The 17,581-nt window shown below is 61.3% G+C and carries 21 protein-coding genes and 1 riboswitch; of the genes, 11 read left to right on the top strand and 10 right to left on the bottom strand.

Going from position 1 to position 17,581, the window contains the following annotated elements; translation table 11 throughout:
- The 4 genes from AC30NL_RS12075 to AC30NL_RS12060 all read right to left on the bottom strand — a co-directional run.
- A partial coding sequence (locus tag AC30NL_RS12075) for a hypothetical protein (protein WP_489464247.1) occupies positions 1 to 196 on the bottom strand: 196 nt, incomplete at its 3' end.
- Positions 197 to 273: 77 nt separating this feature from the next.
- Positions 274 to 705, bottom strand: a complete 432-nt coding sequence (locus AC30NL_RS12070) for a hypothetical protein (protein WP_489464246.1) — start codon at positions 703 to 705, stop codon at positions 274 to 276.
- A 139-nt stretch (positions 706 to 844) separates the two neighbouring features.
- The gene (locus AC30NL_RS12065) at positions 845 to 1,159 is read right to left on the bottom strand and encodes an ElaB/YgaM/YqjD family protein (RefSeq protein ID WP_489464245.1); all 315 of its coding nucleotides are present in this window, start codon (positions 1,157 to 1,159) and stop codon (positions 845 to 847) included.
- Between the two features lie 99 nt (positions 1,160 to 1,258).
- A complete protein-coding gene (locus AC30NL_RS12060) occupies positions 1,259 to 1,525 on the bottom strand; it encodes a GlsB/YeaQ/YmgE family stress response membrane protein (RefSeq protein ID WP_489464248.1) in 267 nt (88 codons plus the stop codon).
- A 181-nt stretch (positions 1,526 to 1,706) separates the two neighbouring features.
- Here AC30NL_RS12060 and AC30NL_RS12055 point away from each other — a divergent pair, with 181 nt between their 5' ends.
- A complete protein-coding gene (locus tag AC30NL_RS12055) occupies positions 1,707 to 3,005 on the top strand; it encodes a hybrid sensor histidine kinase/response regulator (RefSeq protein ID WP_489464244.1) in 1,299 nt (432 codons plus the stop codon).
- A 65-nt stretch (positions 3,006 to 3,070) separates the two neighbouring features.
- On the opposite strand, the gene AC30NL_RS12050 is transcribed toward AC30NL_RS12055, so the two are convergent.
- The 3 genes from AC30NL_RS12050 to AC30NL_RS12040 form a co-directional block, all read right to left on the bottom strand.
- A complete protein-coding gene (locus AC30NL_RS12050; RefSeq protein ID WP_489464243.1) occupies positions 3,071 to 3,439 on the bottom strand; it encodes a response regulator in 369 nt (122 codons plus the stop codon).
- Between the two features lie 533 nt (positions 3,440 to 3,972).
- The gene (locus AC30NL_RS12045) at positions 3,973 to 4,488 is read right to left on the bottom strand and encodes a hypothetical protein (RefSeq protein ID WP_489464242.1); all 516 of its coding nucleotides are present in this window, start codon (positions 4,486 to 4,488) and stop codon (positions 3,973 to 3,975) included.
- Positions 4,489 to 5,002: 514 nt separating this feature from the next.
- The gene (locus tag AC30NL_RS12040; protein WP_489464241.1) at positions 5,003 to 5,482 is read right to left on the bottom strand and encodes a glycine zipper 2TM domain-containing protein; all 480 of its coding nucleotides are present in this window, start codon (positions 5,480 to 5,482) and stop codon (positions 5,003 to 5,005) included.
- Positions 5,483 to 5,824: 342 nt separating this feature from the next.
- Here AC30NL_RS12040 and AC30NL_RS12035 point away from each other — a divergent pair, with 342 nt between their 5' ends.
- The gene (locus AC30NL_RS12035; RefSeq protein WP_489464240.1) at positions 5,825 to 6,748 is read left to right on the top strand and encodes a DUF6502 family protein; all 924 of its coding nucleotides are present in this window, start codon (positions 5,825 to 5,827) and stop codon (positions 6,746 to 6,748) included.
- A gap of 155 nt (positions 6,749 to 6,903) precedes the next feature.
- Positions 6,904 to 8,310: a sigma-54-dependent transcriptional regulator gene (locus AC30NL_RS12030; protein ID WP_489464239.1), complete on the top strand. Its 1,407-nt coding sequence runs from the start codon at positions 6,904 to 6,906 to the stop codon at positions 8,308 to 8,310.
- Positions 8,311 to 8,473: 163 nt separating this feature from the next.
- Here AC30NL_RS12030 and AC30NL_RS12025 read toward each other — a convergent pair whose 3' ends face one another.
- Entirely contained in the window at positions 8,474 to 9,298 is an 825-nt protein-coding gene (locus AC30NL_RS12025) for a GGDEF domain-containing protein (RefSeq protein WP_489464238.1), read from the bottom strand.
- A 223-nt stretch (positions 9,299 to 9,521) separates the two neighbouring features.
- On the opposite strand from AC30NL_RS12025, the gene AC30NL_RS12020 reads away from it, so the two are divergent.
- From AC30NL_RS12020 to AC30NL_RS11995, 6 genes are all read left to right on the top strand, one after another.
- Positions 9,522 to 9,728 carry a dodecin gene (locus AC30NL_RS12020; protein ID WP_489464237.1) on the top strand — a complete coding sequence of 69 codons (207 nt, stop codon included), beginning with the start codon at positions 9,522 to 9,524 and terminating at the stop codon, positions 9,726 to 9,728.
- Between the two features lie 222 nt (positions 9,729 to 9,950).
- A riboswitch (cyclic di-GMP riboswitch) is annotated at positions 9,951 to 10,036 on the top strand.
- A 121-nt stretch (positions 10,037 to 10,157) separates the two neighbouring features.
- A complete protein-coding gene (locus AC30NL_RS12015) occupies positions 10,158 to 10,478 on the top strand; it encodes a hypothetical protein (protein ID WP_489464236.1) in 321 nt (106 codons plus the stop codon).
- 15 nt (positions 10,479 to 10,493) lie between these two features.
- Positions 10,494 to 12,125: a tetratricopeptide repeat protein gene (locus AC30NL_RS12010; protein ID WP_489464235.1), complete on the top strand. Its 1,632-nt coding sequence runs from the start codon at positions 10,494 to 10,496 to the stop codon at positions 12,123 to 12,125.
- A complete protein-coding gene (locus AC30NL_RS12005) occupies positions 12,122 to 12,742 on the top strand; it encodes a sensor histidine kinase (protein WP_489464234.1) in 621 nt (206 codons plus the stop codon). The genes AC30NL_RS12010 and AC30NL_RS12005 overlap by 4 nt, the downstream gene beginning before the upstream one ends.
- Positions 12,739 to 13,068, top strand: a complete 330-nt coding sequence (locus tag AC30NL_RS12000) for a PilZ domain-containing protein (RefSeq protein ID WP_489464233.1) — start codon at positions 12,739 to 12,741, stop codon at positions 13,066 to 13,068. Before AC30NL_RS12005 ends, AC30NL_RS12000 begins: the two co-directional genes overlap by 4 nt.
- Before the next feature lie 454 nt (positions 13,069 to 13,522).
- Positions 13,523 to 13,744, top strand: coding sequence for a hypothetical protein (locus AC30NL_RS11995; RefSeq protein WP_489464232.1), 222 nt, complete (start codon positions 13,523 to 13,525; stop codon positions 13,742 to 13,744).
- A gap of 14 nt (positions 13,745 to 13,758) precedes the next feature.
- Here AC30NL_RS11995 and chrA read toward each other — a convergent pair whose 3' ends face one another.
- On the bottom strand, positions 13,759 to 15,093 hold the full coding sequence (gene chrA / locus AC30NL_RS11990; RefSeq protein ID WP_489464231.1) for a chromate efflux transporter: 1,335 nt from the start codon (positions 15,091 to 15,093) through the stop codon (positions 13,759 to 13,761).
- Between the two features lie 277 nt (positions 15,094 to 15,370).
- Here chrA and AC30NL_RS11985 point away from each other — a divergent pair, with 277 nt between their 5' ends.
- On the top strand, positions 15,371 to 15,568 hold the full coding sequence (locus tag AC30NL_RS11985; RefSeq protein WP_489464230.1) for a hypothetical protein: 198 nt from the start codon (positions 15,371 to 15,373) through the stop codon (positions 15,566 to 15,568).
- A gap of 83 nt (positions 15,569 to 15,651) precedes the next feature.
- Positions 15,652 to 15,930 carry a hypothetical protein gene (locus AC30NL_RS11980; protein WP_489464229.1) on the top strand — a complete coding sequence of 93 codons (279 nt, stop codon included), beginning with the start codon at positions 15,652 to 15,654 and terminating at the stop codon, positions 15,928 to 15,930.
- A gap of 112 nt (positions 15,931 to 16,042) precedes the next feature.
- Here AC30NL_RS11980 and cls read toward each other — a convergent pair whose 3' ends face one another.
- Positions 16,043 to 17,320 carry a cardiolipin synthase gene (cls, locus tag AC30NL_RS11975; protein WP_489464228.1) on the bottom strand — a complete coding sequence of 426 codons (1,278 nt, stop codon included), beginning with the start codon at positions 17,318 to 17,320 and terminating at the stop codon, positions 16,043 to 16,045.
- Positions 17,321 to 17,581: the final 261 nt, after the last annotated feature.

Genomic DNA, 17,581 nt, shown 5'->3' with positions numbered 1-17,581 from the left:
TCACACACCCAAGGTAGGAGCCCAGTGCGTGAATTACGCCCGCTGGGATCTGTGCGGGGGGCGTCCAGCAATGGGTGTCTCTACCGCGATCCATGTCCTTATGCAGCAACTCTTCGACCAACGTGCCGTCCTTGTCGATGAATACCGCGCGCGCGAGCACGACTTGCTCCGAGGACTTGTGATGCGATGGAACCATGGCACATGCGACTCCCGAATGATCCCCGCGCCATTTTGGGCGTGACGACGCGGGGCGACAAGTCTGGCGTACCCCCTTCAGCTCGGGCTGTCGTCAATCTGCTCTTCGGGATCGTCGTCTTCGTTTTCCTCGCGATCCTCGGCGGCAAGCTCGTCCAGGGCCGCCATGTCGATGAGATCGAGTTCCGCGTCGCTCAACCCGAAGGCCGACGACGTTTCATCAGTCAGATTCTGGATGCGGTCGGGAAAGATGTCATTGCCCGCGCGAGCTTCCTCATCCGCAAGCGCCGCGCCGCGCTCGCCAGTTCCTGCCGAGTCGCTGTCGCTTTCCAATCCAGGCTGAACGGTGCCGAAGAGCGTGTTGTCGAGGTCAGAGGGAGACGCAAGATCGAGTTCGCCTTGTACGTCGCTTCCGCTGTCAGAGCTGTCGCTCGGACCGAGCGCTTCCACGTCACGTCCCTCGGATTGCGATGGCGCTCGTTCAGCGCCCAAGATACTGCTGGTGGCCATTGAAACTCCTGGCGTTTCCGATGCCCCGGTGCAGGCAATTGAGGTGCCGATGATCGGATGTCCACCCACAACGGCCCGAAAAGTGAAACGGCCCCGCTCGGCTTCACGCCGCGCGAGGCCGTCAGCAGTTGTCGGGTCTCTAACGTGACGACGACAGCTTGCTCAGGAGCACACCGGCAAGCACGCCAATGGCCAATGCGGTAAGCGGATTCTCGCGGATATAGCCGCGGGTGTTTTCCACCCATTGCTCTTCGAGTTCGCCCAGTTCTCCGGCCTTGGCGCGTAGCTTTTCACCCGCGCTGCTCGTCGAAGCGCGCAGCCTCTCGACGGCCGGACCAGCCTTGGCGGCCAAGCGATCAATGGCTTCATGCGCGCTTTGCGCCGCGCGATCGACGGTCGTGTGTCCGCGTTCAGTGACGGTGCTCAAGGTCGAGTCGCCGGTGGTGGGTTCCATTTAAGCCTCCTCTCAAGGGTTTGGAAACGTGGTTCCGCCACCCCCACGGTGCCGGGATGGCGGCGGAACTTCTCAGACACTGTGCAGAAAGGATCTGCCTCAGCGCACCCTGCCGCGGCGGAACAGGTTGACGATGCCCAGCAGCACGATGGCGCCAAGTAGCGAGACCACGAAAGAGCCTACGCTGAATCCGGTGTTGATGCTAGGTATTCCCACCAGTGGCGAGATCAGCCAGCCGGCGATGGCGGCCCCGATGATGCCGACAACCACGTTGAGAATGACGCCTTGTTGCGCGTCGGTGCGCATGATCATGCTTGCGATCCAGCCCACCAAGCCGCCGACTACCAGCCATACGATGAAGTTGATCATGAAAGTGGTCCTTTCAAAGGTCGATTGAGGGAAAGCCGGCCACCGCCTCGGAATCGGCAATTGGCCTCAGAACCCCCCTCGGCAAATGGCATGCCGCTTGGCCAGTGCGCCTCCCAAATGGGCCGGGCACACTGCTTGCCAGAAAGTCAAGCCAGCAGGCGCCGCTGGCTAAAGTGAAATGAAACGACCGACCAACGACTGCGAGACCGATGCCCGCCGCAAGACGGCACAAAGCAAGACCGCATCTCGGTCGTCGAGCAACGCGCGTGCAGTCGAGATCGAGCAACTGTTGAGCCTCGAACGCAAGGCGCGTACGCAGGCGGAAGCTGCCGCCCTGGCGAAAGACGAATTCATCGCCGTTGTCACTCACGAATTGCGCTCGCCGCTTAATGCCATTCGCGGCTGGTCTCATGTACTACGGCACAGTGGCGAGTTGTTGCCTGTGCAATTGAGGGCGCTCGATGCAATCGACCGCAACACGCAAATGCAGGCCCATTTGGTCGATGACCTGCTCGATAGTCAGCGCATTCTTTGCGGCAAACTCGAACTCGACCTCGGGTGGGTACCGATCGAGGCCATCATCGAAGAGGGGATGGAGTCGGTGCAGCACGCCGCGCAGGTGAAGCGTATCCGGGTTGAGGCCTCGCACGATCCGTCGATTGGCATGGTGCGCATCGACGCGGATCGGATGAGGCAGGCCCTGGTCAAGCTGGTGGCCAATGCCGTGAAATTCACACCCGAAGACGGCATTGTCAAGGTGCGCAGCGCGCGGCTGCCTACAGGGTTTGCGCTCGAGGTGGAAGACACTGGTGCCGGCCTCGATGCTGAGCAACTGCCCGGGATGTTCGACCGCTTCAATCAGGCAGACAGCTCGAACACCCGCCGCACCAACGGCCTTGGGCTTGGCTTGTCGCTTGCGCTGCAGTTGGTTGAATTGCATGGCGGCACGATACGCGTGGACAGCAAGGGCGCAGGTCTCGGGTCCAAGTTCACCATCGAGTTGCCATCGACGGCCATCAGCGAGAAGGTGGCGCAAAAATCGGCCGGCGGGGATCGCTCTGCGCTCAAGGGCAAGCGCATCGTGATCGTCGAGGATGACGAGGATGGCCGTGAAATGCTGGGGCTCATCCTTCGCGGAGCCGATGTCGAGTTGCAAAGCTTCGACCGCGCCAGAGACGCCTTCGAGTATCTGGTCCATGCGAGCGCCGAGGAGCAACCAGATGCGCTCATCTCCGACATCGCCATGCCCGACGAAGACGGCTATGCCTTCATCAAGCGAGTCCGCAAGCTCGAGGGCAGAGAGCACCGTCCGCGCATCGTGGCGCTGGCGCTTACGTCCTTTGCGCAGGTGGAGGACAGGGTGTGTGCTTTGAAAGCCGGGTTCGACGAACACGTCGCCAAGCCTATCGACCCCGATCGCGTGTTGCGAACGCTGGCCCAGGTTCTCGGCCTGGCTTCTGTGCCGACTCCGACATAGGCGCGACTTTGTGCCTAGTGTCGCGTCAAGCTCCAAATGCCGCCTGCGACACTTGTGGCTTGACGCTAGGCGTAGTCGTCGAGAAAGCTCTCGATGATTGAAGGATCGACCGGCTTGACGAGGTGGGCGTCGAAGCCGGCCCTTGCGGTATTTTCTCTATCGCTCGGCTGCCCATAGCCCGTGAGGGCGGCCAGCACGATGTCGCGGCCGAAGGGCAGCGTTCGCAATTCCCGCGCAAGGTCGAAGCCATTCATGCCGGGCAAGCCGAGGTCGCAGAAGACGACCTCGGGCTGAAACTCCTGCGCGACACGCATGGCTTGCGCGCCGTCGCCTGCGGTGCGCGCGTCGTGTCCCGACAGGGCGAGCAACTGGGCAAGCGATTCGGCCGCGTCGACGTTGTCATCGATCAGCAGCACCCGTCGTGATTTGCTCATGAGTTCTCCAGAGGGTTTTGTTATGAATGTCGAGCGATGAATGCAAACGGGATGCCCCTGTGGCAAGGGCCCTTGTCTGCGTTGCAAGCACAGGAAATCGGTAAAGCTTGCATCTCTGATTTACGCAGTTTCCAAAAATTGCCGAGTCGGCAATGATGCCTTTTGAGGGGCTTGGGACGCAGCGAAGAGGCCCTTTCTCAGAGGGGATTCACAGGGCAAATAGGGGGCGTCGAACCACAGTTTTCAAGGGTGCTCGTCAGGCTGGAGAAAGTTGGTACAGCACTTGCTCTAGAAAGGTCCAAGGTGCGTGTCTGCGCAGTAGTCATAAGACGACTGCGCATAACCTCCTGACAGTTTTCCCGGCTCGAGCATTCAACTGCTTCGCTCCTCCCCCCTTCCTCCCGACTCATTGGGCGATGTGGGCTCGAGACGGAATTTTTTCCAAGTAAAAAGGAGCCGCGCATTGCGCGGCTCTTTGCAATAGTGCGCCCTGCATGGGCGCACTATTGCCGGTGTAATCCCCGCCAAAAGTTCTACCTATAGACGTCCTCGGCGCGGTAGTCGCGCCAAGTCTTCTCAAAGTGCGCCGCATCGTCCACAGAGCGCGGCTTCACGCCCATCAAGATGCCTCCTTGCTTGATGCCTTCTTCGTAGCGCTTGACTCGTTCTTCAGGAATGCCCCACCCAATCAAAGCGCCCACGAGACCGCCGGTTGCGGCTCCCGCGCCCGCGCCGGCCAGGGCTGCAGCCACAGGGCCGGCGACCACAAGGCCCAGGCCCGGAATCGCGATGCTTGTACCGACGGCGGCAATCGCTGCCGCAATCGCGCCCAATGTGCCGCCTATCGCGCCCCCGATGCCGGCGCCTTCCGCGGCCTTGCTGCCGAGTTCTGTCTTTTCTCCGGTGGCGAAGTGGCGCTTGCGGGTCTCGTCAGACATGACGACGTTCACGTCCTTGCTGTCGTACCCGCGCTCGGTGATCGAGTTGTAGGCGCGCTCCGCGCTGTCGCGGTCGCGAAAGAGCCCGGTCACCATTTTCGATTCAGCCATGTCTTTCTCCTCAGTGAAGTTGCGAGAGATGGGGATGCCCATCTGCTGATGAATGGGCAAATGTGAAACCCGTGCAAGCTCTGTGAGACACGGTAGGCCTTGCATGCCAGCGTAGATATTTCATTGCCTCTGAGTGCAGGCCCATCATTTGCCGTAACGCTGCAGGACTCATTGAAGGACTGCAAATTTTGTTCGCCCATCAGACCCCTCCCGAGCCACCGGAAACACCTCAGCGACCGGTGCTGCCGCCCTTGCCGCCAGGTCCGGAAATCGATCCAGTGGACGACCCGCCGTCGCCCGGCCAGAACCCGGTGCCGGTGCGGGAACCTCCAGTGATGCCAACCCCGGTGATGATTCCTCCCACGATTCATTGAGGGAGACGCCATTGGACCCTTGGGTGCATTGATGGCGTCGAATTCTTGGCGCAGGCCTTGCTGATGGACAAAGCCCGCCCATGAAAAAGCCGGCGGTCAGTTGCTGCCGCTTCTTGATGTGTGCACCCAGAGATGCGCGATCACCAGCGCTGCAACTGGTTGTCCTGAATGCGGACCCGATCACCCACCCGTAGGCCGTTGAGGTCCGCATAGTCGAAGGTCTTGAAGTCGCCGTTGTCGAGTTGCACATCGACTTGGAAGTAAGTTTGCGGCGCCTGATTGCGTTCTTCGATCTTGTTGCCGATCACCGCGCCGCCAATGGCGCCCGCCGCTGTCGCTGCCGCGCGGCCGGTGCCGGAACCCACCTGGTTGCCAAGCACGCCGCCGACCACCGCGCCGAGCAGGGCACCGGAGCCAGCGCCGCGACGTGCCGTATCGAGCTGCTGAATGTTGCGGACATGGCCGAACTGCACCGAGTCATACGCGGTCGTGCCCGTCGGGTACGTGGGGCTTGAGCCGACAGCGCCATAGGTCGGTGCCGGGTCGTTGCGCACCGACGAGCAGCCGGCAGCCAACACGAGGGATGCTACGGCGGTAAGCGTGATGAGTCTGGGTGTCATGGTTCGAACTCCTTTGTAGCCACGCATGGCGTTGGTTCGCCACCTGTTCGTCGTGATATGGCGGCATGTCATGCTGACTCATCGCGTCAGAAGCCGATGCCAGTTGGCGCTGATCCCTGGGTCGGGCGGTGTCGCGAGCATTTGTGAGGCTTGGACTACAAAGTTCGTCGAAGTAAAAGATGAAAGGCATGGCTGACTTAGACAGGCCCGAGAGCGCGACGAGCCGAACTCAGTCCGCTTCCCATGTTCACGACTCTTGATGTCACAAGGCACGTAAACCCGTCTTGTGAAGCAAATGTGCAAATAGCACATTTGTGCAGTGCAGTGCAGCATGGACTTCAATTGAGCGCATTCCCCAGCCCCCAATTGGTAGCGTCCGCAGATGATGATGCGGTCGATGCGCTTTTGCGCGCGTGCAAAGAAGTGATGGTGCCGCTGGCACAACTGGCGGTGGCGCACGGACTGCGGTTCGGCGAACTTGATGAACTCCTGCGTGGCGCCTTCGTCGAGGCAGCCCGCGACGCACATGCCGACGTGTTGCCGCATCGCGCTGTGAGTCGCGTCAGCGCGGCCACCGGGCTCAACCGGCGCGAAGTGGCTCGCCTCATGCGAATGGACTCGCCGGAGCCCGCAGGCCGCTCACTCGCCACCGAACTCTTTACGCGCTGGCTCAGCGATCCGGCCTTGCGGCTGTGCGGCTCGCCGAGGCGGTTTCTTGCGCGCCAAGGCCCCGCGCCTAGCTTTGAAAGCCTTGCGCAATCTGTGACCAAGGATGTTCATCCGCGCACCTTGCTCGAAGAGGTGTGCCGGCTGGGCCTCGCCAAGTTCGACGAAAGGCTCGACATCGTCTTGCTGCAGCGCGATGCATTCGTGCCCACGGGTGACGAGAAGCGCATGTTCGGCTTTGTCGGGTCGAACGTCGGAGACCACCTGCGGGCCGCGGTGGACAACGTGCTCAACGAAAGCCCAGACGAGGACGCTGCCGGCACGCGTCATCTCGAGCAGGCATTGTTCGCTGACGAACTGTCTCCCGAATCCATTGGCAGGATGCGACCGCTCATCAAGCAGCAATGGCAAGCGGTGCTCAAGGAGTTGGCGCCGGTGGTGCAGAAATTGATCGATGAGGACGAGGCTCGAGGCCGGCCAAGAAAGCAGCGCCTGCGGGTTGGCATGTACGCATTCAACGGTCCGATGGATGTTGTTCCGAGAGGCGCTGCGAATTCAGACCAAGCGGTTATTGAGTCGGTTCGAAGGAGATCAAAGTGATTTTGGTCAGCCGGATCTTTCAAGCGACATCCAGGTTCGCCGCATCCACCTTGGAGGTTTGTGCCGCGAGCCCTACATGGTGCTCGCCGCCGGAGCATCGCTGCGGCGCTGTTCCGGGCGACTAATACAAAGGAACAAACAAAGGAGCCGAGGCTATGCAACATGTGCTGGTAGTGGACGACGAGCGCGATGAGGCTGAAACCATGGCGGAGCTGATCTCGGATGCGGGGTTCACCGTGTCGACAGCCCGGACACTGCGCGACGCGAGGCGGCAGCTTGCGATGCACAAACCCGATCTCGTGCTGTTGGACTTGCGGCTTCCCGACGGAAGCGGCCTGCGACTCTTCGACGACGAGTCCTTGTCACACGACACTGAGGTGGTGTTCGTGACCGGGCATGGCGACGTCGAATCATCGGTGCAGGCCTTGAGGCTGGGCGCAGTGGACTACCTGATCAAACCGGTGAGTCCGACGCAGTTGAATGAACTGTTGCTGCGGGTGAACCGCGGTGCGGTGAAGCAGTTGCACGGCCATCGCGAGGCGGCCGGCGGCCTCGGACAGAGAGCGCCCATGCTGCTAGGCGAGTCAGCCGCGATGAAGCGGATTCATCAGCAGATTGATCGCGTAGCGCCCACCGGCGTCACCGTGCTCGTGACGGGCGAAAGCGGTAGCGGCAAGGAACTCGTCGCCGCCACGTTGCACGACAAGAGCCGCCGACGCGACAAGCCCATGCTGGCGGTGAACTGCGGCGCCATCTCGCCACACCTGATGGAAAGCGAGATCTTCGGTCACGAGCGAGGCAGCTTCACGGGAGCCGATACGCAGCACATCGGCTTCTTCGAGCGCACCAAGGGCGGTACGCTCTTCCTGGATGAAATCACCGAGATGCCGCTCGAACTGCAGGTGAAGCTATTGCGTGTCCTGGAGACGGGCACTTTCATTCGTGTCGGGTCCACGCAGCTTCAGACGACCGACGTGCGGCTCGTGGCCGCAACCAATCGCGATCCGATGAGCGCGGTGCGCGAAGGCAAGCTTCGCGAGGATCTGCTCTACCGGCTCAACGTGTTCCCGATCCACGTGCCGCCGCTGCGCGAACGGGCGGAAGACATTTCGGTCATTGCCTGCCATTTTCTCGACGCGATCTCGCAGCGCGAAGGCGCGGCCAAGCGTTTCTCGCCACAGGTGCTCGATGCCCTGCGCGACCATGTGTGGCCAGGCAATGTGCGTGAGCTTCGCAACGTGGTGGAGCGTTCGTATGTGATGGCCACCGGCAGCGAGATCGTCGACGCCTGCGTGCCGGTGACGTTCCACGGTTCTGCGCCGATGCACCACGATGCGCCGGAGATGCCGGTGCTGCAGATCTGCGTGGGCGAGAGCTGGACCGACATCGAACGCCAAGTGGTGCTCGCCACGCTCGACTACTACGGGGGCCATCAGCAGCGTACAAGTCACGCGTTGGGCGTGAGCGTGAAGACGCTCTACAACCGGCTGCGCGATTGGTCGATGCTGCCGCAGACGGCGGTGACGCGGGCGAGGAATGGGCTGTCCAACCTGCACCTCTGACAGGCGGGGCTCAGAGGCTGAGAGTTTTTCGATCATGCCCACTCATCACGCAAAAAGACGCCTGCACTGATCAGGCGCCTTTTGACGTGCTGCTCGGACACGTTCGAAATACTCTCAGCCTCTCAGGAGTCAGGACGTGGCCCAATGATTCCGGGCCATCTCCTTACCTCGAGTTCGTCTCGAAGGCCCCGCCGCTGCGGCTGGCCTGAAAGGGCAGGGTGCGCACGCAATTGCGGCCGTCCGACTTGGCGGCGTAAAGCGCCGTGTTGGCCTCCTGGATCATCCAGTCCAGCGAGGGCAGTTCCGTCCGCATGGGCGCCACGCCGATGCTCACGGTGGTGGAGACCTTCACGCCCTTGAACTCAACTGCCAAGGCCTGCACTTGTTCGCGGATGCGTTCAGCGACATCGAGTGCGCCCAGCGGATCGGTGTGCGGCAGGAAGACGATCAATTCCTCGCCGCCGAATCGAGCCAGCACGTCAGCCTGCCGCAGCGATCCGCTCACGGTCTTTGCGATGGAGCACAGGAGTTCGTCACCGCATAGTTGGCCGTGGATTTCGTTCACTCGCTTGAAATGGTCGGCGTCGATCAGCAGAAGGGCTGCCTGGGTGCTGTAGCGCCGTGCGCGATCCCATTCGCGCTGCACCATGAGCATGAAGTGACGCATGTTGTGCAGGCCGGTCAAGTCGTCGTGCGTGGCGAGAACCGTGAGCTGCGTGCGGGCGCGGTCGAGCTCCAAGACGAGGCGCAAGACCAGATAGCAGATGCCCGGCGCGAGCACCAGCGAGCACGCGGAGGTAGAAATGAGGGCGATGAGGCGATTGCCGTGGCCCGTCATGCTGATCACGGCTTGCGAAATGAGGATGGCGCTCACCGTGACGACGACAGTGAGTGCCTCGATGGCGCGGAAGAGGCCCATGCGTATCACGAGCCGGCTCAGCCAGCGAAACCAACCGGGCTCGGAACTGGGAGTAAAGGATACGAACATGGAGACAGCCGAACGACAAAACATGCATTCGACCACATTCACAGCGGGTGCGCGTGCTGGAATTGGCGACGCCGGGGTTCGCCGTGAAATGATTGGGGCGAAAACTTGAGGACGCGCCAAAAAGCGGGAATTTGTTTTGGGGCCAGGTACTCTCAGGGGCTGACTTGATCCGCCCGTTGAAACCGGCTAGCGTTGGCGTTCCCATCTGAGTGAGAACAGCACCATGGCCAACCACACTTACAAGCTCCTGGAGCTCACCGGTTCGTCTCCCATCAGCATCGAGGAGGCGGTGCAAAGCGCGATCACCAAGGCCAATGAAAGCGTGCGCAACATCCAATGGTTCAGCATTACTGAAACGCGCGGGCACGTGATCAATGGGAAAGTGGCGCAGTGGCAGGTATCGATCAAGCTCGGCTTTACGCTGGAGTGAGAGGCTGAGAGCCTCTGAGTTTCGCCACTTCGGCAAAGTCGTCGGAATAGTGCTGAAAGGGTGCCCCACGTTGCACCCGGGCTGCGAATGCATGACTCGCAATAGCTTTAGCAGTTTTGGAGGCCTTTTCGTTGCGAATTTATTCACGCAGCGCATGTCTTCCTGATCGAGAGCGAAGGGTGGACTCACCTATTAACGTTTCCTTTGGATACAGTTGGGCCGAGATGACAAAGGCACACCCGTGCGAAAGCCGGGGTCGCAAAGCTTCCGGTCTAACGCCTTCGGGCCATGACAGCGGGGTTGCCAGACGCGAAGCACTCCAGCTGCGCGCCCGCCGGGTTCATTCCGGTTGTTGGCAACGACGCCTGCGGTGGTTGCGCCCTCTTGCGTTGAGTGCATGTGCCTCTTGCATCCAATCAGGAGAAATGAATGTCAGTCGCGGGGCCAGTGCCCACCACGTCGATTCACCGGTTTCCGGATCGTGCCTTGCAGCTCCTCGCCTTTCTCGTCGAGCGGCACGGCCAGCGTGCGAACCTGCGCCATTTCGAGCGCGAAGTGGCCGCTTGGATCGACACCTGGCGGCGCAACGAAAAGCGCTCGGCTGACGTGCACCAGCACTTCGCGGCGACTGAACTCGGCATCATCTTGCGCACGCTCAACGGTCCGTCGCCCACAGGAGCGCGACTCGAAGAGTCTTCCACCCAGCAGCTTTGCTGGGTGATCGCGCGTTGTCTTTCACAGCAAGCCTGAGAGTTTGGAGCGCCCATGCAAACCCCTGCCGCACGACCCCTCTCCAGTTTCAAGGTGCTGGTCATCGACGATCAGCAGCAGATGCGGCAGATCATCCGCGAATCGCTGTACCGGCTGGGCATCCGCAACGTGGTGATGACTGGCAATGCGCGCGAGGCGCTGAAGGCCATGCACGTCGAGAACGTCGACGTGGTGCTGAGCGATTACAACCTTGGCGAAGGCACCGACGGGCAGCAATTGCTCGAGGTCGCCCGCTCGACCAATGTGCTCAACCCGACCGCACCATGGATCTTCATCACGGCCAATTCGCTTCGAAATGATGTTCTTGCCGCCGGCGACTTCACACCCGACGGCTACATCGTCAAGCCTTTCACCGACCAGCTCTTGTGCCGCTATATAGAGACTCTGTCTGCACGCAAGGCCATGCTCGCGCCCTTGCTCCATGCCATCGACGCGAAGAAGTGGAACGAGGTGCTGGCGGTGGCGGCGGGTTTCATCGCGCGCGGCGATTCCTTGTCGATCGAGGGCATGAAGCAGAAGGCCAATGCATTCATGAAACTCGGCCGCTTCGAAGAGGCAAATGCTGCATACAACGCCGTGCTGCAGTTGAACTCCGAACTTCCATGGGCCCGCCTTGGCAGCGCCAACGCGCTGCGCGCAATGGGTCGCGTCGACGAGGCACGCAGGGCGTTTGAAGCCTTGATAGCGACACACCCCGACTACGCGTCCGCTTATGACGCCTTGCTTGAAATCGCCGAAGAGCAGGGTGACCAGGATGCCGCGCTCGCCACCGCCCGCGCCGTCGCGGATCTCGTGCCCAACGCGCGCCGCAAGTTCCGGCTCGGCGCTGTTGCGCTCGATGCAGGCAAGGCTGACGTGGCGGTGAAGGCGCTCGAACATGCGGTTGCCAAGAACAAGGGTTCGGTGACGCGCTCGCATCAGGAAAACGTGCTGCTCGCGCAAGCCTTGCTCGACAACGGCGATCCGAAGAAGGCTCTGGCCGTTGCGACTGATGCCGCGAAGCAGTATCCCGACCATCCGGGCGCCCAGGTGCTGAGCAAGGCCGTTTGCGCCCAGGTGCACCAGTGCACCGGCAACACGGAGGAGGCGACGAAGCTGATGGCTGAAGTCGAGCGCGAGCTGGTGAGCGCATCGCTGGCCGATTCGAACAAGCTGCTGATTGCCAAGAGCGCGCTCGCCACCGGACGGCTCGAACTCGGCCAGGGGCTCATCGAGGCCGTGGCGCGCAACAACACCGACAAGCCACTCATGCTGAACGCTGCCTTGCGTGCAGCACAGGGCACGGCAGTCGAGGGCGCTTGCCAGGACATCGTGGCGCGAGCCGGTGCCGAGGTGCAGCAGGCCTTGCAGGATTTGCAATTGGCCAAGCGCAACGCAGATTTCATACGAGCGATCGACATCGGAGAAACGGCGTTGGCGGTGTCGCCGGCCAACTTCCACATCCAGATCGAGTTGTGCACGCTCTACCTGGTGGCGATGGGTCGTGCCTGTGGCAAGCCGGAGCATGCGACGCGTGCCGAAGACCTGTTGACGGCGCTCGATCGGAAGCATCCAAATCACACGCGGGTTGCGGCGGCACGGAAGTTCTACCGTGAGCGCCTCGCGTCGCCAGTGACTGCGCTATGAATTCCGCCCTGTCCGCAGCGGTGGCACACGACGTCAAGAACAGGCTCGTCATTCTGGGCGAAGAACTCGCCAGGCTCGCGGCATTGCCACTGACGGCCGAGGCGCAGGCCCACGTGGCCACGGCCAACCTGCAGAGCACGATGCTCACGAGCAAGCTCGTCGAGTGGCTCACGGTGCAGCGCGCCAGCGAAGGGGGCTTGCGCGCGGTGCCGCACGAAGAAGTGCCGGAACTGTTTCTCGATGACCTTCATTCGCAGGCCTTGCCGCTGGGTGCTGGGCGTGTGCAGATCGTCAAGGAAGCCGGCGAGCTGCCGAGCTTGTGGTTTTATGACCCGCATCTTGTGCGGCTCGCCATCGATTCCGCGCTGCACAACGCGCTGCGCTTTGCCAGGTCGCGCATCGCGCTCGGCGCACGCATGGAGAAAGGGCGCCTGTGCTTCTTCGTGCACGACGACGGCCCGGGAGTCGGCAACGAAACTTGCGCCACATCCACCGGCCTCGGCATGAAGTTGTGTCACGAGGTCGCGCAATCCCACAAGAATCGGGGTGTGCACGGAAATTGCACTTTACGAGATGATCCTAGGGGAGGTGCCATTTTCGAGCTGTATTTGCCATGATCCCTGGAACCAATCGTCGAATTCACCCGCGCAAGGTGTTGCGCGCCGTAGCAAAGGTGACGCTTCGAGGCCAACCGCCTAGAGACGGAAAGACCTGGGACCTCGGAATCGACGGCATGAGCATCATGTCGTCCAAGCCCATCGCGCCCGGCACCAAATGCGAAGTCAGCTTCGAATTGCCGGTGGGCGGCAAGGTGTTGCCGGTAACGGCCGCCGTCAAGGTCTTGTACTGCTCGTTCTCAGGGCCGGATGGATTCAAGATCGGAACGGCCTTCGGCGATCTCGACGAAGATAGTCGAGATGCGGTGCACGGATTCGCGGAGTAGTTGCGGCTGGAACCCGCGGCGACTTCTTCGGCTTCTCAGCTTTTCAGGTCGCCGGCTCGTGGCCAGCTTGGGCGTTGCAAGAAACCAAGCCATGTCGGAAAAGCAGACAGAGCGCGCGGCCACAAAGCCAGTGCGCTCGCTTGGCCGCATCAAATCAAGGTGTGAGCGAATCCCGTGATCAGGATGGCGCAGGTGGCGAACACCACGAGAGCCCAATTTGGCACAGTCCCGTGGGGAGCACGTGTGGGCCGGTGACGTCGTTTGTCAATCATTTGAACTCTCCAGCAATCGATGAGCGGCAAGGCTGATGTTTTGGGGCTGGTCGACCCCGCGGCCCAACCATTCGAGCTTTCCTAAGCGACTCTCGTGCCAGCTTTGCGAATCAAGACCCGGGGCGAAGACCTTGAATCCGCGCGGCGTACGATCGACGGCACCACCATCGACGGGGCCGCACATGAAGCACTGCGAACATTTCACCGAACTTGAACAGGACCAGCTCGACTGGATCAGCCGGTTCGCCGATCGGCTGCGAGCGTATGACGCGAGGTTTGCGCAGGACAAGCACGGCCTCGATGCGAACGAAATCGCATTGCGCGCTTGGGAGCAGGCGGCATGGCGTGCAATGTCAGCCGAAGACGCGGCCGAGCGATGGCTGAAGGAGCGCGGTCCTCAGTAACTGTATTCACCAGCCTACGCTGGCAACAGCCTTGTGACGAGTCCGATCGCGGCGCAGACGGTGAGCAGCGGCAGCACGCCGACCTTGAAACGAAACAGCGCCACGGCCGCAGCCAACGCAATGGCCGCCGACAAACCATCGAATCTGCCCGACAGCCCGCTCGGCCAGAGCACGTGATAGGCGAAGAACACCGCGAGGTTCACGATCACGCCGACCACCGCCGCGGTGATCGCGGTGAGCGGTGCAGTGAAGCCCAGCCTGCCGTGCGTCGATTCCACGAGTGGGCCGCCCGCGAGGATGAAAACGAAGGACGGCAAGAATGTGAAGAACGTTGCCGCCGAAGCTGCGACAGCTCCGGCCATGAAGAGCGCGTCTGAGCCGAAGAGCGCGTTATTCCATCCACCGAGGAACCCCACGAAGGCGACGACCATGATGAGCGGGCCGGGGGTGGTTTCGCCCAGCGCCAGTCCGTCGATCATCTGCGGTGCACTGAGCCAGTGCTGCTGCTCGACTGCGCCTTGCACCACATAGGGCAGCACCGCGTAGGCGCCGCCGAAGGTCAGCATCGCTGCCTTGGTGAAGAACCAGCCCATCTGCGCGAGCGCGCCTTGAAAGCCGTGCAGCGGGATCAGACATGCCATTGCGCCGGCCCATATCGCCAAGCCCACGCCGATCACCGTGGCGAGCCTGCGTCGAGAAAAGCGCGCATGCGCCGGCGTGGGTGTGTCGTCGTCGATCAAAGCCGGGCCGTAGGTTTGCTTCGCATTGCCGTGCCCGCCGCCGAGCGAGAACACCAAGGGCGCATGACGACCGCCGAAGTATCCGATGAGACCCGCGGCAAGCACGATGGCGGGGAAGGGCGCATCGAAAGCGAAGATTGCAATGAAGGATGCCGCTGCAATGCCCCACAGCCACCGGTTCTTCAAGGCCCGTGTGCCAATGCGATGGGCCGCATGAAGCACCAGCGCAGTGACGGCCGGCTTGATGCCGTAGAAGATGCCTGCGATCGCGGGCACCGTACCGAAGGCTGCATAGATCCACGACAACGCGATGAGGATCGCGAGCGAGGGCAGCACGAAGAGCGCACCTGCCACGATGCCGCCCCAGCTGCGGTGCATCAGCCAGCCGATGTAGGTTGCCAGCTGCTGCGCTTCCGGGCCGGGAAGCACCATGCAGTAGTTCAGCGCATGGAGGAATCGGTTCTCGCTGATCCAGCGTCGTCGTTCAACCAGTTCGCTGTGCATGATGGCGATCTGCCCTGCCGGCCCGCCGAAGCTGATGAATCCGAGCTTGAGCCAGAAGCGAAATGCCTCCGCGAGGGTGACGGGAGTGGGGGCGGTCGTTTGCAAGTGCGCGGCTCCGGGATCAAGCCGCGCATCATGCCGTAGCCCGAAGTAATCCCGGGGCGGCCTTGATGCAGGTGCATATGCCCTTGGAACAGTGAACAATCGGCCGGCTTAATAAGCCGTGAAGCAGTTCTTCGTTGCGCTGATCGTCCTGGACAACCTGGCGGAACTTTCGGCTGCGCGGTGCGGGCGAATGCCGAGCCTGAAACATCGCGTTGCGTGGTAGAAGGGTGAGGCACGCGGATTGCTCTCGATCTGGGGAACAAAAATGGAGGAACCGATGCCGAATGATCTTGTAGATGCAGAAATCCCTGCAGCAACCTTGCCCACTCTACCGGCCCGGGAAGGCAGCATGCGTGTCACCCCCGAGCAACTCGCTGCCGCGCAGCGAACCCGCGAGTACCACGTGAAGAAGTTGCAGAAACAAGCGCTACCTCTGGAGACCTCTTTTGAAATGGAATCAGCCGCCGACCAATAGGGGTGCACTGGAGCACGAAACAGGCACACCCATTGCTGAATCCCCATGCCCGGCAATGTTGCCGGCCTCAACAGGAGTTGAAGATGGGCAATCAAAATCGTAACGACCAGCAAAGTGGTCAGAAATCTCAGAACCAAAGCGGTCAAAGCGATCAGGAGCGCAGTCAGGCTCAGAACGAGCAAGACAGGAACCGCCAACAGCAACAGGACCGTGGACAGGCCGGCAACTTAGGCCGCCAGCAGCAAGACCAGGACCGCAGCTCCAATCCGCAAGGCGGGCAGAAGGATCGCAGCGGCAATCAAAGCAGCGACCAAAGTGGAAGCTCGGGTGGAAACCAGAGCGGAAATCAAGATCGAAAGTGAGAGTTGAATGCGTCGAGAAGGCCGGCTTCGCGCCGGCCTTTTTTGGGTGCGCCCGGCAAGGTGCACTTGCTCTGAGGTAAAAGTCCTCTGCCGACCGGTCTATTTCACCCCTTCACAACTGCGATCCGACCAACGAAGCCGTTCGCTCCGCGAGCTTCTGCATCCATGGGCGGTTTTCCCAGGCCTCGAAGGTGACGTGCTTTGCATGCTTCAGGTCCCGTTCGAACACTTCAGTCTGCTGCTTCGCAAAAGCCGCATCCAACACGTTGAGGTTGGCCTCGTCGTTGAGCGCGAACGAGCGGTTGTCGAAGTTGGTCGATCCAACAGACACCAGCAAGCCGTCGGCGACCAACACTTTGCAGTGAAACATCGTCGGTTGATATTCGGAGATCTCGACGCCTGCTTTCAGCAACTCTCCCCACAACGCGTGCGAAGCGCTGCGCACGACTTCCGAATCGATCTCGGTCCCTGGGGTGATGATGCGCACCCTGACACCGCGCTTTCTTGCGGCAATCAAGGCGTCCAGCGCCAGCTCGTCGGGTACGAAGTAGGAGCTCGACAAGTCGATGCTGCGGCGCGCGGCGGTGATCACCATCAAGTACATGAGGTGCATGCTCTCGCTGCCGCCTGTCGGCGAGCTGCTGAACATTTGCGCGGCGGACGGTCCGCGCGGGGTTAATGCAGGAAAGTAGGTCTCGCCGTCGAGTACGCGGCCCGTCGCCTTCACCCAGTTGTCGTTGAACACCGCTTGCATCTGCGAGACCACCGGCCCTTCGGCGCGGAAGTGCGTGTCGCGCCAGTGGTCTGCATCCTGCGCATCGCCGCGCCACTTGTCGGCGATGCCTACGCCACCGGTGAAGCCCACGACGCCGTCGATGATCAGCAGCTTTCGGTGGGTTCGATTGTTCAGTCGCGCGGGGTGCCACCATTCGGGCTTGTGATAGCGCTCGACTTCAACGCCTGCCTGCTGCATTGACTCGGTGTACTTTGTGTCCATCTTCGAGCTGCCAATCCAGTCGAGCAGCACATGCACCTTGACTCCGGCACGCGCGCGTTCGGAAAGTGCATCTGCAAATTCGCCGCCGATGGAGTCGGCCCAGTAGATGTAGGTTTCAAAGGTCACAGTTTTCTTCGCACTTCGGATGCCGGCGAGCATCGCGGAAAAGATGCGATCCCCGTTGATCAGCACATCGATCTTGTTGCCTTCGACGATAGGTGGCCCGAGCAGCACGCCCATGGATCGGCGGAACTGCGGGTCGTCGATGCTGTAGAGCCGGTCCAGTTTTTGTTCGATCTTCTTTTCGCCAGCCGTGGCATGCAGCACCACGAAGCCGATGAGAGCCAGGAGCATGGCGCCAATGGATGCGATCCATACGGTGTGTTGTTTCATGGCGCCGCCGAGGGGGGGCGACAGGTGCAAAAACACATGTTCCCGAAACCGAGTGGACCCAACAGCTTCAGGCATTCTGCATGCCTGTGCAGATTCAAATGCGCCCGGCTGAATGAAGCCAAACCAATGCCCCACTTACTCGTTCCCTCGCCCCGCTTGCGGGGCTGACCTTTACGTACGCTGGACACGCGGAAGATGGCCGTTGGAGCAAATTTTCCCCCTACGAGGTTTGAAGAAGGCGGGGTTGACGCATGACAAGTT

The organism is Rhizobacter sp., assembly GCA_021153565.1.
GTDB lineage: Bacteria > Pseudomonadota > Gammaproteobacteria > Burkholderiales > Burkholderiaceae_C > Albitalea.
The sequence above is the reverse complement of the archived record's forward strand: the minus strand, read 5'-3'. Positions and strand labels throughout refer to the sequence as shown.

Coding starts and splice junctions, on each gene's coding strand:
- AC30NL_RS12070 (WP_489464246.1), bottom strand. CDS start 705: ATGGCCACCAGCAGTATCTTGGGCGCTGAACGAGCGCCATCGCAATCC.
- AC30NL_RS12065 (WP_489464245.1), bottom strand. CDS start 1,159: ATGGAACCCACCACCGGCGACTCGACCTTGAGCACCGTCACTGAACGC.
- AC30NL_RS12055 (WP_489464244.1), top strand. CDS start 1,707: ATGAAACGACCGACCAACGACTGCGAGACCGATGCCCGCCGCAAGACG.
- AC30NL_RS12050 (WP_489464243.1), bottom strand. CDS start 3,439: ATGAGCAAATCACGACGGGTGCTGCTGATCGATGACAACGTCGACGCG.
- AC30NL_RS12045 (WP_489464242.1), bottom strand. CDS start 4,488: ATGGCTGAATCGAAAATGGTGACCGGGCTCTTTCGCGACCGCGACAGC.
- AC30NL_RS12040 (WP_489464241.1), bottom strand. CDS start 5,482: ATGACACCCAGACTCATCACGCTTACCGCCGTAGCATCCCTCGTGTTG.
- AC30NL_RS12030 (WP_489464239.1), top strand. CDS start 6,904: ATGCAACATGTGCTGGTAGTGGACGACGAGCGCGATGAGGCTGAAACC.
- AC30NL_RS12025 (WP_489464238.1), bottom strand. CDS start 9,298: ATGTTCGTATCCTTTACTCCCAGTTCCGAGCCCGGTTGGTTTCGCTGG.
- AC30NL_RS12020 (WP_489464237.1), top strand. CDS start 9,522: ATGGCCAACCACACTTACAAGCTCCTGGAGCTCACCGGTTCGTCTCCC.
- AC30NL_RS12015 (WP_489464236.1), top strand. CDS start 10,158: ATGTCAGTCGCGGGGCCAGTGCCCACCACGTCGATTCACCGGTTTCCG.
- AC30NL_RS12010 (WP_489464235.1), top strand. CDS start 10,494: ATGCAAACCCCTGCCGCACGACCCCTCTCCAGTTTCAAGGTGCTGGTC.
- AC30NL_RS12005 (WP_489464234.1), top strand. CDS start 12,122: ATGAATTCCGCCCTGTCCGCAGCGGTGGCACACGACGTCAAGAACAGG.
- AC30NL_RS12000 (WP_489464233.1), top strand. CDS start 12,739: ATGATCCCTGGAACCAATCGTCGAATTCACCCGCGCAAGGTGTTGCGC.
- AC30NL_RS11995 (WP_489464232.1), top strand. CDS start 13,523: ATGAAGCACTGCGAACATTTCACCGAACTTGAACAGGACCAGCTCGAC.
- AC30NL_RS11985 (WP_489464230.1), top strand. CDS start 15,371: ATGCCGAATGATCTTGTAGATGCAGAAATCCCTGCAGCAACCTTGCCC.
- AC30NL_RS11980 (WP_489464229.1), top strand. CDS start 15,652: ATGGGCAATCAAAATCGTAACGACCAGCAAAGTGGTCAGAAATCTCAG.
- cls (WP_489464228.1), bottom strand. CDS start 17,320: ATGAAACAACACACCGTATGGATCGCATCCATTGGCGCCATGCTCCTG.